Here is a 12,563-nt window from a genome sequence, read left to right on the forward strand (position 1 = left end):
CCTCGCGAGCTTCTGAAGGAAGGGTCAGAACGGTCTGTCGCCCGTGATCCCGGCGCGCTCCATCTTGCGGACGGCGGACCCGTAGTCCTGGACGGCGTAGTGCTGGGTGGAGCGGTTGTCCCAGATGGCCACGCTGTTCGGCTGCCAGCGCCAGCGCACCTGGTACTCCGGGACCGCAGCCTGGCTGAGCAGGTAGTTGAGCAGCAGGTGGGCACCGGGGGCGTAGTCCTGCCCGAAGCGGACGTTCCCAGGCGTGTGGAAGTTGACGAAGTGCGTGGTGAAGCTGTTGACGAAGAGGATCTGCTCACCGGTCTCGGGGTGGGTCCGCACCACCGGGTGCTCCGCGTCCGGGAAGCGGGCCTTCAGCTCGTGGCGTTTCTCCTGCGGCATGACGGCGCCGAAGGACGCCTCGATGCTGTGCCGGGCGCGCAGGTCCTGGATCTGGGTCTTGACGTGGTCGGGCAGTCGGCGGTACGCCTCGACCATGTTGACCCAGATGGTGTCCCCGCCGACGGGGGGTGACTCCACGCAGCGCAGCACGGCCCCCATGGCGGGCGTCTCACGCCAGGTCCCGTCGGTGTGGAGGGCGTTCTCGTAGTGCTCGGCGGGCGAGCCGAGGTCCTTGTAGATGCGGACCAGGCCGGGGTGGTCGGGGTCGCTGCCGGCCACCGGGTGGTCCTCGAGGGCGCCGAACCGCTCGGCGAACGCGACGTGTTCGGCGCGGGTGATGTCCTGGTCGCGCAGGAACAGGACTTTGTACTGGAGGAGCAGGGCCTTGATCTCGGCGAACAGGTCCTTGTCGCGCGCAGCGTCGCCGAGGTGCACGCCGGAGAGTTCGGCGCCGATGGTGCAGGTCAGCGGCTCGACCTTGATCGAGCCGAGGGAGTGGGCGCGCACCGTCGCGGGTGCGCTCTCCACCGGGGCGAGGGTCTTTTCCACGGGGATTCCTCCTGGTGAGGGAGTGAACGGCGGTCAGGTGATCTGCCGGGCAGGCGTGTTCAGAGGACGAAGACGGACGACCCCGTGGTCCGCCCGGCCTCCAACTCGCGGTGCGCGCGGGCGGCGTCCTCCAGGGCGTAGCGCTGGTTGACCTCGACGGTGATCCGTCCGGAGGCGACGTGGGCGAAGAGCTCGCCGGCCAGTTCGGCCCGTTCGGCGGGGTCCGCGATGTAGTCGGCGAGCGCGGGCCGGGTCACGAACAGCGATCCTTTGAGGGCCAGTTGCATGGCGTCGATGGGCGGCACCGGCCCGGAGGCCGTGCCGAAGCACACCAGCAGGCCGCGCCGCCGGAGCGAGGCGAGGGAACCGGCGAACGTCGTGGCGCCGACGCTGTCGAAGACGACCGGCACGCCGGCCCCGTCGGTCAGTTCGCGCACCCGTGCGGCGACGTCCTCGCGCCGGTAGTGGACGACGTGGTCGCAGCCGTGGGCGCGGGCCAGCTCGCCCTTGGTCTCGGTGGAGACCGTGCCGATCACGGTCAGTCCCAGCAGCTTCGCCCACTGGCAGAGGATGAGACCGACACCGCCCGCCGCCGCGGTGAGCAGGATCGTGTCGCCGGCCTTGAGGGGGTGGATCCTGCGCAGCAGGTAGGCGGAGGTGAGGCCGCGCATGGTCATCGCGGCGGCCGTCTCGAAGCTGATCGCGTCCGGCAGCCTGATCAGGGCATCGGCAGGCATCACCCGCTCCGTGCTGTACGCGCCCAGCGGGCTGCCGGTGTACGTCACCCGGTCGCCCTCGGCGACGTGCGTCACCCCCTCGCCCACGGCCTCCACCACACCGGCGGCCTCGACGCCCAGCCCGGCGGGAAGCGGCGCCGGGTACAGGCCGGTACGGAAGTAGGTGTCGGCGAAGTTGAGTCCGACCGCCGCGTGCCGGATCCGCACCTCGCCCGGACCGGGGTCGCCGACGTCGACCTCTTCCCAGTTCAGGACGTCGGGACCGCCGGTCTCCTGGAAGCGGATGGCGTGTGCCACGGGAGTGCTCCGTTGTTCGTTGCGGACGCCTGCCGGGTGTGCGGGGGCACGGCGGCTGCGGCGAATGGGTTGGAAGGAGGGGGGCCGCCGGAGTCAGGGGATTGCTCCGGCGGCCCCTTTGGCCGGGCGCGCCGAGCGGAGCACCACGCGGTGGCCCGGTGCGGTGGCGGCGTGCCCGGAAGCGGACGGATGAGATCAGACGTCGCGGAGCATGAAACCGCGTTGTCCGGGACGGCGGTTGGGCACCATGCCGAGCCGGGCCAGGGTCTCGTCGGCGTCCGCGTAGTACTCCCCGAGCCGGTAGATCTTCTTCGCCTCGGCGCCGGTGGCGATGTCACGGCCGAGCGCTTCGGAGATCTGGACCATCTGCTCGACCTGCTCGACGGTGGTCATGCGCTCGCCCTTGCGTCGCCACAGGTTGTCCTCGTTGCCGACGCGCACATGGGCGCCGAGGGCGATGCCGATCGCGTTCATCGGCGCCACGGCCCGCATGGAGCTCTCGATGGTGAGGACGGCGCCGTCCGGAGTACGGCGGACGAACTCGATCAGGTCCGCGGGGTGGCGACCGGCGAAGCCGCCGCCGATGGCTACGTAGTTGAGGATCAGCGGACCGGTGTAGACGCCGGACCGGATCAGCCGCTCGACGGTCTCCAGCTGGGCCAGCGTGGCGAGCTGGAAGTGCGGCTGGATGCCGCCGGCGTGCAGGCGCTTCAGGTGCTCCAGGTAGAAGTCCGGGCCGGCTTCGACGACCATGTCGCGATAGGCCTTGTAGTACTCCGGCTTGGCGATCGAGGTGCCCTCGAGGTCGTCGTCGGTCATGATCTCGACGATGTTCATCTGGCTGGTGTTGATCGCGATCGTCACCTGGTCCGGCGCCGGAGTGAGGTCGGCCAGCAGGTGACGGGTGTCGTAGCTGAGCCACTTGGCCTCGCTGCCCTCGTCCTCGGGGGCGAATGAGATCGAACCGCCGATCTGGAGGACCATGTCCGGCACGGCCTCGCGCAACCGTCCCAGCAGCTCGTTGAACATGGACATCCGCTTGGAGCCCTTGCCGTCGAGCTCGCGCACGTGGATGTGCAGTACGGTCGCGCCGGCGTTGTAGCAGTCGACGGCCGCCTGTACGTGCTCGTCCATCGTGAGAGGAAGGTCGTCGGCGTCACCGGGCAGCCACTCCGGCCCGTAGGGAGCGGCCTGGATCACCAGCTTTTCCTGGTTCTCGGGGAAGAGTGAGTCGTCGTGGAAGTGCACGGTCCGTCTCCTGTCGGATCGGTGGTCACCCCCGTCACGGGCGACCCGCGCGAGGTGCGGTGCGGGCAGCGAACCGGGGCGAGGGGTTGATGCGGAGCCAAGGACGCGGGCCTGGTGAGCCGGTTGTGACCGGCCCGTCCGAAGGGGACGTGCGCAAGGGAGTGGTGTGCCCCCTCCGGTGGCTGGCCGCGTCTCTGCGGTGGTGTCACCGTAGAGCTGGACGGGTCTGGGCTGCTTGACCGAAGGAGACGCAGGACTTGCCATTTGGGGACACCCGACAACGGGCGCCTTGTCGGTCGCGAGCGGCATGCCGGAGGTGGCCGGACACAGCGGAAAGAACGTTTTCAACCCGGACGAGCCGGTTCACCTCGGCGGCCGCTGCGTCGACGTGCCGGCGGGCGGCGCCGGCACGGTGACCGGGGGATGCTGGCCGCGATCGTGTTCGTGGCCACGTCTAGCTGTACGTGGCAGCAGTTGCCGTCCGCGTCGTTCGGACCGTCGGAGCCACGGCTCACCGGCGGTTTGCCGAGTGGTCGAAGGCCAGGGTGTGGGCCAAACTCCACCGCCTGGCCCTCGATGAACTCGGTGCCCGCGGCGAGCGCAGGTCCAAATCCTGTCGACCGGGGCAAGTACGCCTCGAAGATCCACCTGATCACTGAGAGGACCGGTCTGCCCCTGTCCGCCGGATCTCAGGGGCGCCTGCACTCACCGAATGAGATGACTTCTAAGGGGCCCTCAGGCAGCTTCACTCCGCACCCCCGAGGCGGCGGACCGCTGGACCTGGATCCTGATCGTCGCCCGCACCCAGCTCCGGCTCGCCCGGCCGCTCGGCGCGGACCTCCGCCGGCCCTGGGAGAAACCCACCACCTCCGACCGACCTGGCACGGCCCGAGTCCGCCGGGGGGTTCAGGAAGCGTCCGCCCTCATCTCGCCTGCCGCGTCCCGGCCGCATGTCGGCGATCACCACGCCACCGGCTCGGACTGGTTCCGAAGCGCTCCCGGAACCAGCGCGAGAACGCTCCCGGTGAGGTGAAACCCAGAAGGTGCGTCACCTCGGCGAGCGAGCGTCCCCCGTCCGCCACGAAGCGCTGTGCGAGGTCGGTGCGAACGCCGTCGAGGACGGAGGAGAAGGTCTGCCCGGCCTTCGCAAGCCGTCGGTGCACCGTGCGGCGATCGATGCCTATGCTGCGCGCCACCTCGTCGGCCGTGCACCGGCCGGTCGGCAGCAGAACCTCGATGATCTTCCGTACGCGCTCCGTGTCGGACGGGTCGAGGGCAGGCGCCAGGGATTCGACGTACTGCTGGGCGTATCGCCGCAACACCGGGTCGGCCCGGATGTTGGGCGCCGCGAGGACACGTGCGGGCAGCACGATGCCGTTGTAGCCCGCCAGGAACACCAGATCGTCCCCGAACACACGGCGGTGCGTCCCGAGATCGGTGGGGGGCGGGTGGGTGAAGCAGACCTGGCTGGACCGCAGCCGGTGGCCGAGCAGGTCGGTGAGTACCTGATGGTAGGCGCCGACGACCAGTTCCACGGCCTGGCGGCTCTGCCGCGTTCCCGGGAGATCCAGAGCGATGTGCAGCGTGGTGGTGGAGCCGGCCTCGCGCAGGCCGGCGCGCAGCGCCTCGTTGTACATCCGCTCGTACCTGATCAGGGACCGCAGCACATCGCCCATGGTCGGTTCCTCGCGGACGAGCAGGCTGACGGTACCGAGGTTGGACAGGCGGCGCAGCTCCGCCAGGCGGAGACCGAAGTCCTCCCGTCCGCTGGCCTCCGCGGACAGCTCGAGCACCCGCGCCGCGGCCGTGGCCGGGATCCAGCGGTCCTGATCGGCCAGGATCTGCACGCCCAGTCCCGTCCGGCGCAGCAGCGCCTGAGCGTCCAGACCCAGGGCGTGACACAGCTGCGCGTATCCGCTCAGGGCTGCGCTGCGGATGAGCGGTTCCACGGGGGCACCCTCCATTGTCGGATCGCGGTCAGCTAAGCCGGTGAGCCGCCGGGGGCCAAGGACGCACCACCCGTGCGACGCGGCGACCACCCGGCAAGCGCAATCGGGCAGGGGCGGGACGAACGACATGCCCGGTCGCGTACGGACGGGACGACTGCTGCTGCCCCGAACCTCCCAGTGGCGGCCGGTGTCCTGCCAGCGAACCCCGGTACAGCCCGCCCGGGGCTGGTGTCCGCCGACGTCCGCGCCCGTCCGCGCGTGCAGGGGCCCGCGACTGTGCCGGAGGGGACACCGTCTTACCACTTGGGGGCGCCGCCGCGGTCCGATGAGCCGGCGACGGGGCCTCCGACCGCCCACCGGAGGTACGCGCCCCCGCGTTTTACACCGGTCGGCGTGGGGCGGCCCTGGCGGCGAAACACCTGGTCGGAGGAGGGGGCGGGCTGGTGGACCCGTCCGGTCGCGACGGTGCCGCCACCGGCGGAGCCGTGTGCCCGGTCCGTGGTCGCATGCCTCGTGCGAGTGCGCCAAGTGACTCGGCGACCTGTGCCACCCTGACCCGGGTCATTGGAAAGGTGTATGCCCACATGTCGGCCGTGGAAACGCGTCCGGGGCGGTGGCGAGGCGGAGGCAGTCGAAGGTGTTCTCGATACAGGTCGAGTCAGCGGCTCGGGTGCGTGTCCTCACGCTGCGCGGCGAACTCGATTACGAGAGCGCTGTTCAGCTGCAGACGGCCGCCGACCACGTCATCGCGGACGCGGGCCGGTCCGTGGTCGTGGCGGACTGCGCGGCACTGGAGTTCTGCGACTCCTCCGGTATCGGCGCGCTGGTGCGGATATACCAGGGCCTCTCCGAGCAGGGCGGCGAGTTCAGGCTCGCCGCGGTACCCGCGCCGGTCGCGCGTGTCTTCGCGCTGACAGGGCTGGACCAGGCCATCCCGCTGTACACCACACTGAACGAGGCCGCCGGGACCGGTGCACCGGAGCCGGCGGCCGACGGTGACGACGGTGCGTCATCGCTGCGTTCCACGAGCTGAAGGCGACAGGGCGATGAGCTACGTGACGGACCAGCAGCCCGACCCTGCCGCCGCCGCGCGGGCGGACGGTGCCGAGACAGCCGTTCCGCAGAGCGCCGAGCACGATCTGCGCGCCCTGTTCGGGGAGTCCACCGCGGTCTTCGCGGCCCTCGCCGGGCCGGCGCACATGGTGGAGGCAGCCAACGCCGCCTTCTTCGCCGCGATCGGGGGCGGAGCCCGGGCGTATACCGGAGTGCCGCTCGGCCAGTTGGTGCCGGAACTGTCCGACCAGGGATTCGTCACCCTCCTCGACCGCGTCTACCGCACCGGTGAGAGGCACGTCGGCCGCGGCGCGCGAGTCGTCGTCGGCTCCGGTCCCGACCGCCGGGAGACCTTCTTCGACTTCACCTACGAGCCCCGGCTGGACGCGGGCGGCAACGTCGTCGGCGTGTGGATCATCGGGGTCGAGATCACGCAGCTCATCCACGCCCAGCGGCTGGCGGCCGAGCACCGGGTGCTGCTGGAGCAGATCGCCCTGCAGGCCCCGCTGGGCCAGGTGCTGGAGGGCATGGCCCGTGCCATCGAAGAGCTGACTCCCGAGGAAGTGCTCGTCTCCGTACTCCTGGCCGACGCGGACGGCCGCCACCTTCGGCACGGCGCCGCGCCCAGTCTGCCGGACTTCTACAACCAGGCCATCGACGGCATCGCCACCGGCGAGGGCGTCGGCTCCTGCGGCACCGCGGCACACCGCCGGGCTCCCGTCATCGTCACCGACATCGCCACGGACCCCTTCTGGGACGACTTTCGCGATCTGGCCGACCGTGCGGGGGTCGCGGCCTGCTGGTCCACCCCCATCCTCGCCCGTGACGGCTCCTTGCTCGGCACGTTCGCGATGTACCACCGCGCCGCGCGCACACCGCGCGACGCCGACGTCGCCCTGGCCACGGTGTTCGCCCGCACGGCCGCCCTGGCCATCGAGCGCCACCAGGAGGAGGAGGCCCGCAGGGCGGCCGAGGCCAAGGAGAAGGCCGCCCGGGACGACCTGGCGTTCCTGCTGGAAGCCAGCACCTCGCTCAACTCCGGCCTGGACTACGCCGAGACCCTCCGTCGACTCGCCGGCCTCTGTACGCCCAAGCTGGCACCGCTCTGCGCCGTCGACGTCGTCGAGTCCGGCCGCGTCCACCGCATCGCCACCGCCGCGCCCACGCGGGCGCAGGAACGCCTCCTCGCCTCCCACATCCCGGTCTACGACGCGGACGACGACGCCGTCGCCCGGGTCCTGGCCTCACGGCTGAGCGAGGTCGCCCGTCGCACCCCCACGGGGCCCGGCCCCTGGGAGGACCTGGAGGTCACCGGCTACCTGTGCGTCCCGCTCCTCGACCGCAACCGGGCCTTCGGCACCCTGACCCTGCTCACCACCGGCCACGAGACGTTCGACGGGCACACCGTCGCCCTGGCCGAGGAACTCGCCCGGCGGGCCGCCTCCGCCGCGCTCAACGCCCGCCAGTACACCCAGCGCGTCACCCTGGCCCGCGACCTCCAGGCCGGCTTCCTCCTGCCCGAGGTCCCCGCCCTGCCCGGCGCGGAGATCGCCACGTACTACCATCCCGCGGGCGAGGGCCTCGACATCGGCGGCGACTTCTACGACGTCTTCCCCCTGGACGGGGACACCTGGGCGTTCATGCTGGGAGACGTCTGCGGTCGCGGCGCCACCGCCGCCACCACCACCGCGCTCGTCCGCCACACCGTCCGCGCCGTGGCGCCTCTCCTGCCGGGCCCGGAAGCGGTCGTCCAGGCGATCAACAAGGCCCTCCTCGACCGCCCGCGCAGCCACGGAACCGGTTTCGTGACCCTCGTCTACGGTCATCTCACCCCGCATCCGGACGGCGGCCTCGACATCAGCCTCGTCCGTGCCGGACACACGCATCCGCTGCTCCTCAGCGATGTGCCCGGCCCCCGGACCGTGGACTGCGAGGGGCTGCTTCTCGGCGTGGCCCTCCAGACGCACCTGAAGGCCCGTCGGCTTCATCTGCGTCCGGGCGAGAGCCTGCTCCTCTATACCGACGGGCTCTCCGAGTCCCGCAACCCGGCAGGTGAGCAGTTCGGCGAGGACCGGCTCGTCGGCGCCCTGACCGCCGACGGCCGCATTCGTGGCCGGCAAGAAGTCATCGACACCCTCATCCACGCGGTGCACGCGTTCACCGGCACCACGGAGATCGACGACGACCAGGCCATCCTTGTCCTGACAGCGGCGGCCTCGGCCAGCCAGTAGCGGCCTGCCGCCCCAATGCGGCCTCCCGCGGCAGGGTGGCGGTTCCGCCGCTGCCGCCCAAGTCGGCGAGCCCCACTCAGGGCACCGGGACATGCCCCTCACGGTCGGGTCCACGCTTTCCGGCGAGTGGCCGCCCCGGTCGGGGGCCGTGCCGGAGCCCTCGGGCGGGACGCGGTGTCCGGCCCTCGGGGGGCGATCATGCCAGGCCGAACCGAGAATGTGTAGGGCACCCTCGCGTGCGACGGTGCGGGATCCGGGCGCGACGGGCTGGAGGCCGGCGAGATGGAACACATGACGGCGCGAGGCGCCACACCGGACCGGCCCCGCCAGGTACGCCGAGGCGGGCACCCCGAAAGGACGGCGCGACCGGACGATCAGGGACCGGGCGGCCATGTCCGTCGATGACGGCATCGGCGCGGCCATCACGCCGAACCCCGCCGATATCGCGGACCGCGATGCCGACGCCGCCCTGGACCACGCGGAGCCACCACGTCCGCAGCAGGCACCCGGTGCACCGGATCCACGGACGTCCGGCGCACCGGAGGACGCCAGTGCCGTCCACGACGTCGTGACGCGCTTGAAGGCGACCTGGCCCGCACTCGACGAGGCCGACGTCGAGAGCGCGGTCAGATCGGCGTACGACTCCTTCCGGCAGGCCCGGGTCACGGCCTACATCCCGGTACTCGTCGAACGCCGGGTCCGCAGGGCCCTGGAGGCGGCCGCCGGTGACCGCGTCGCTCGGTCCGAGGAGCCACCCCTGGGAGAGGGAGCGATCAGTGATGTCGGACGGAAGCGCCGAGCGCATCGCCTGTTCCATCGAACCGCTCTCCGTGAGACCGGGCTCCAGGGTCCGGCCGGGCCGGGCCTCAGACCCTCATGAGGGGCGGGCCCGACGAAGTGGAAGGCCGAGCCGCCGGGCAGCGGAGGGCGGAGCGGCGGTGGTCCCGCTGTCCGAGAAGCAGGTCGGCATCGTGGCGGTGACCGGGGCCGACGTCGACGACGCGCCCGCGATCAACTCGGCCGGTACCGGCACCGCCATGAACCCGGTGCCCCTGGCCCGACTGACGCCTTCCGTACCGATCCCCCTGGACGGCGTTCGCCACGTCTTCGGGACATCCTCGACCGACTCCCGGCGGTACGGCCGGACGCCGGCGACCCCCGTCGCGCGGCTGCTCCCGTGGCAGCCGGGCAGGCACGCGGCCCGGCGGTCGAGAGCGACAGCCGGGTGAGCCGGGGTACGGTGCCGGGGCGCCGGGCGGGAAGCCCGAGGAGCGGCACAGGACCAGGGGGCGGCCCGTGACCCACCGGCAGGAGCGCCCCACGGCCCGGTCCTTGCTGCGGACCGTACCGGGAGTGCGCGCCGCGATGTCCTACCGCCGTGCGTGGCTGGCCAAAGACCTGGTCGCAGGGATCGTCCTCACCACCCTGCTGGTGCCTCAGGGCATGGCGTATGCGGAGTTGGCGGGCCTGCCGGCCATCACCGGCCTCTACACGACGATCCTCTGCCTGCTCGGCTACGCCGTGTGCGGACCGTCGCGCATCCTGGTACTGGGCCCGGACTCCTCGCTCGGGCCGATGATCGCAGCCACCGTGCTGCCGCTGGTGGCCGCGGACGGGGACCCCGAACGGGCGATCGCGCTTGCCTCGATGCTTTCGCTCATGGTCGCCGGAATCATGATCCTGGCCTCGGTGGCGAAACTCGGGTTCATCGCCGACCTGATCTCCAAGCCGACCATGATCGGCTACATGAACGGCCTGGCCCTCACCATACTGATCGGCCAGTTGCCCAAACTGCTCGGCTTCAAGGTGGAGGCGGACAACCTGGTCGGCGAGTGCGTCGGCCTCGTACAAGAACTCGCCGACGGGGCGCTCGTGCCGGCGGCCGCCGTGGTCGGCGTCTGCGGGATCCTCCTGATTCTCGTCATGCAACGGTGGCTGCCGAAGGTACCCGCGGTGCTCGTGATGGTGGCGCTGGCGATCGCCACGGCCGCCCTCTTCCACCTGGGTGAGCACGGCGTGGACCTGGTCGGGAGGCTGCCCGAGGGATTTCCGCCGTTCACGGTCCCCGACGTCCGGGTCGCCGACGTCGCACCACTGTTGGGCGGTGCACTGGGCATCGCCCTGGTGTCACTGACCGACACGATCTCCAACGCTTCGGCCTTCGCGGCCCGCAGCGGGCAGGAGGTCCGGGGCAACCAGGAGATGGCCGGGGTCGGCGCGGCGAATCTGGCAGCCGGCTTCTTCCAGGGCTTCCCGGTCAGCACGAGCGGCTCCCGTACAGCGGTGGCGGAGCGAGCGGGAGCCAGGAGCCAGCTCACCGGGGTCGTCGGTGCCGTGCTCATCGTCCTGATGCTGGTACTGGCACCGGGCATGTTCAGCGATCTGCCCCAGCCGGCCCTGGCCGCCATCGTCATCACGGCGTCGCTGTCCCTGGCCGATCTGCCGGGGGCCCTGCGACTGTGGCGACAGCGCAGAACCGAGTTCCTCCTTTCGGCCGCCGCGTTCCTCGGCGTGGCCCTGCTCGGTGTCCTTCCGGGGATCGCCGTCGCCGTGGCCCTGTCCGTCCTCAACGTCTTCCGGCGCGCCTGGTGGCCGTACAACACCGTGCTTGGACGGGTGGAGGGACTGGAGGGGTACCACGACGTACGCTCCTACCCGCACGCCGAACAGCTGCCCGGCCTAGTGATCCTCCGGTTCGACGCACCCCTCTTTTTCGCCAACGCGAGAACCTTCCGCGACGAGATCAGGCGGCTGGCCCGCACCGAGCCTCGGCCGCGCTGGATCATGATCGCGGCCGAGCCCATGACCGACGTGGACACGACCGCCGCAGACGTCCTGGAAGCGCTCGACGTCGCTCTCAACGCCGAGCACGTCCACCTCGTGTTCGCCGAACTCAAGGACCCCGTGCGGCGCAAAATCGAGGAGTACGGACTCACCCGCACAATCGACCCAGGGCACTTCTTCCCGACCGTGGAGGCCGCCGTCACCGCCTACCAGCTACTCAGCGGCGTGGACTGGACGCCTCCCGCCCCTGCCCGACGGCCCCCCGGCACCAGGCCGGAGACAGACGGCCGCGCGTGAGGGCGCGCCCCGAAGCCCCGACACCCGGAGGTACCGCTCACGATGTAGCACCGACCGTACTGAAGCGTGTTGCAGAAGGCGTCTATTTGGGCATTTCCCTTGTATCCATGGGGTGTTGAGAGCTGAGCCGTTGTGGGTGGAGACGTTCACGGGTCTGCGGATGCGGTAGTTCGAGCGGCTGCTGAAGGCGGTGCGGGAACGGGGCGGGAACGGGCCTGGTGGCGGTCGGCCGTGGTGCCTGCCGCTGGCCGACCGGGTGCTGCTGGTGGCCGTCTACTACCGCACAAACCTCACCATGCGGCAGCTCGCCCCGCTCTTCGGTGTCGCACCCGCGACGGTGTGCCGGGTGATCCAGCGGCTGCGACCGCTCCTGGCCATCGAGCCGGCAACCCGCCCGGTCGACGCGGTGGAGCGGCTGTGCATCGTGGACGGCACCCTCATTCCGGTCCGCGACCGGAAGAACCGGGGCGTCCTCCCGCAACTACCGGTTCTCAGCGAACGTGCAGGTCATCATCGATGCCGACACCGAGCTGGTGGTCGCCGCGGCCCGGCCGGTGCCCGGCAACACCGCTGATGCGAGGGCATGGCGGGACTCGGGCGTGGCCGCAACATGCGAGGGCGTCACCGTGCTTGCCGACGGCGCGTACATCAACACCGGACTCGTCGTCCCGCACCGCAAACGCCAAGGACGTGCCCTCCTGCCCGGCGAGGAAGAGGACAACGCCGAGCACCGCCGGGTCCGAGCCCGCGTTGAGCACGCCTTCGCCCGCATGAACCACTTCAAGCTCCTCCGCGACTGCCGACAGCGCGGCGACGGTCTGCACCACGCGGTCCAGGCCGTCGCCCACATGCACCACCTCGCCCTGACCGCATGAACCGACCAGCCACCATCTCGGCCTGGACCTGCCCCGACACAACCTTCTGCAACACGCTTTACTGATCTTTTCGTAAGTTCGGTGGGTGTGCTGGATGGATGGTCAGGCCGGTGTGAGTGAGGAAGGACCATGGCAGTTGTGGGTTGTGGTTGA

At 70.9% G+C, this 12,563-nt stretch carries 9 protein-coding genes and 2 pseudogenes; 7 read left to right on the plus strand and 4 right to left on the minus strand.

All coding sequences use genetic code 11. The features are described from left to right. Window positions 1-24 precede the first annotated feature (24 nt). From ACZ4NT_RS34705 to ACZ4NT_RS34715, 3 genes are all read right to left on the minus strand, one after another. Window positions 25-939, minus strand: coding sequence for a TauD/TfdA dioxygenase family protein (locus ACZ4NT_RS34705; protein ID WP_402374618.1), 915 nt, complete (start codon window positions 937-939; stop codon window positions 25-27). Window positions 940-998: 59 nt separating this feature from the next. Next, entirely contained in the window at window positions 999-1,973 is a 975-nt protein-coding gene (locus tag ACZ4NT_RS34710) for a quinone oxidoreductase family protein (RefSeq protein WP_467729134.1), read from the minus strand. Between the two features lie 195 nt (window positions 1,974-2,168). Beyond that, the gene (locus ACZ4NT_RS34715; protein ID WP_121407686.1) at window positions 2,169-3,221 is read right to left on the minus strand and encodes a beta-keto acid cleavage family enzyme; all 1,053 of its coding nucleotides are present in this window, start codon (window positions 3,219-3,221) and stop codon (window positions 2,169-2,171) included. A 366-nt stretch (window positions 3,222-3,587) separates the two neighbouring features. Here ACZ4NT_RS34715 and ACZ4NT_RS34720 point away from each other — a divergent pair. Beyond that, window positions 3,588-3,926, plus strand: a pseudogene (locus tag ACZ4NT_RS34720) (transposase); the annotation flags it as partial. A gap of 218 nt (window positions 3,927-4,144) precedes the next feature. Here ACZ4NT_RS34720 and ACZ4NT_RS34725 read toward each other — a convergent pair. Further along, window positions 4,145-5,170 (minus strand): AraC family transcriptional regulator, encoded by a 1,026-nt coding sequence (locus ACZ4NT_RS34725; RefSeq protein WP_467729137.1) that lies wholly within the window; start codon window positions 5,168-5,170, stop codon window positions 4,145-4,147. Window positions 5,171-5,807: 637 nt separating this feature from the next. On the opposite strand from ACZ4NT_RS34725, the gene ACZ4NT_RS34730 reads away from it, so the two are divergent. From ACZ4NT_RS34730 to ACZ4NT_RS34755, 6 genes and pseudogenes are all read left to right on the plus strand, one after another. After that, entirely contained in the window at window positions 5,808-6,203 is a 396-nt protein-coding gene (locus ACZ4NT_RS34730; RefSeq protein ID WP_467729139.1) for an STAS domain-containing protein, read from the plus strand. A 13-nt stretch (window positions 6,204-6,216) separates the two neighbouring features. After that, on the plus strand, window positions 6,217-8,454 hold the full coding sequence (locus ACZ4NT_RS34735; RefSeq protein WP_467729141.1) for a SpoIIE family protein phosphatase: 2,238 nt from the start codon (window positions 6,217-6,219) through the stop codon (window positions 8,452-8,454). 391 nt (window positions 8,455-8,845) lie between these two features. Continuing rightward, entirely contained in the window at window positions 8,846-9,334 is a 489-nt protein-coding gene (locus tag ACZ4NT_RS34740; RefSeq protein ID WP_467729143.1) for a three-helix bundle dimerization domain-containing protein, read from the plus strand. Between the two features lie 58 nt (window positions 9,335-9,392). Beyond that, a complete protein-coding gene (locus ACZ4NT_RS34745) occupies window positions 9,393-9,683 on the plus strand; it encodes a hypothetical protein (protein WP_467729145.1) in 291 nt (96 codons plus the stop codon). Between the two features lie 67 nt (window positions 9,684-9,750). Continuing rightward, entirely contained in the window at window positions 9,751-11,535 is a 1,785-nt protein-coding gene (locus ACZ4NT_RS34750) for a SulP family inorganic anion transporter (protein ID WP_467729147.1), read from the plus strand. Window positions 11,536-11,638: 103 nt separating this feature from the next. Continuing rightward, window positions 11,639-12,410, plus strand: a pseudogene (locus ACZ4NT_RS34755) (transposase). Window positions 12,411-12,563: the final 153 nt, after the last annotated feature.

This window comes from Streptomyces sp. NPDC026417 (genome assembly GCF_055567695.1).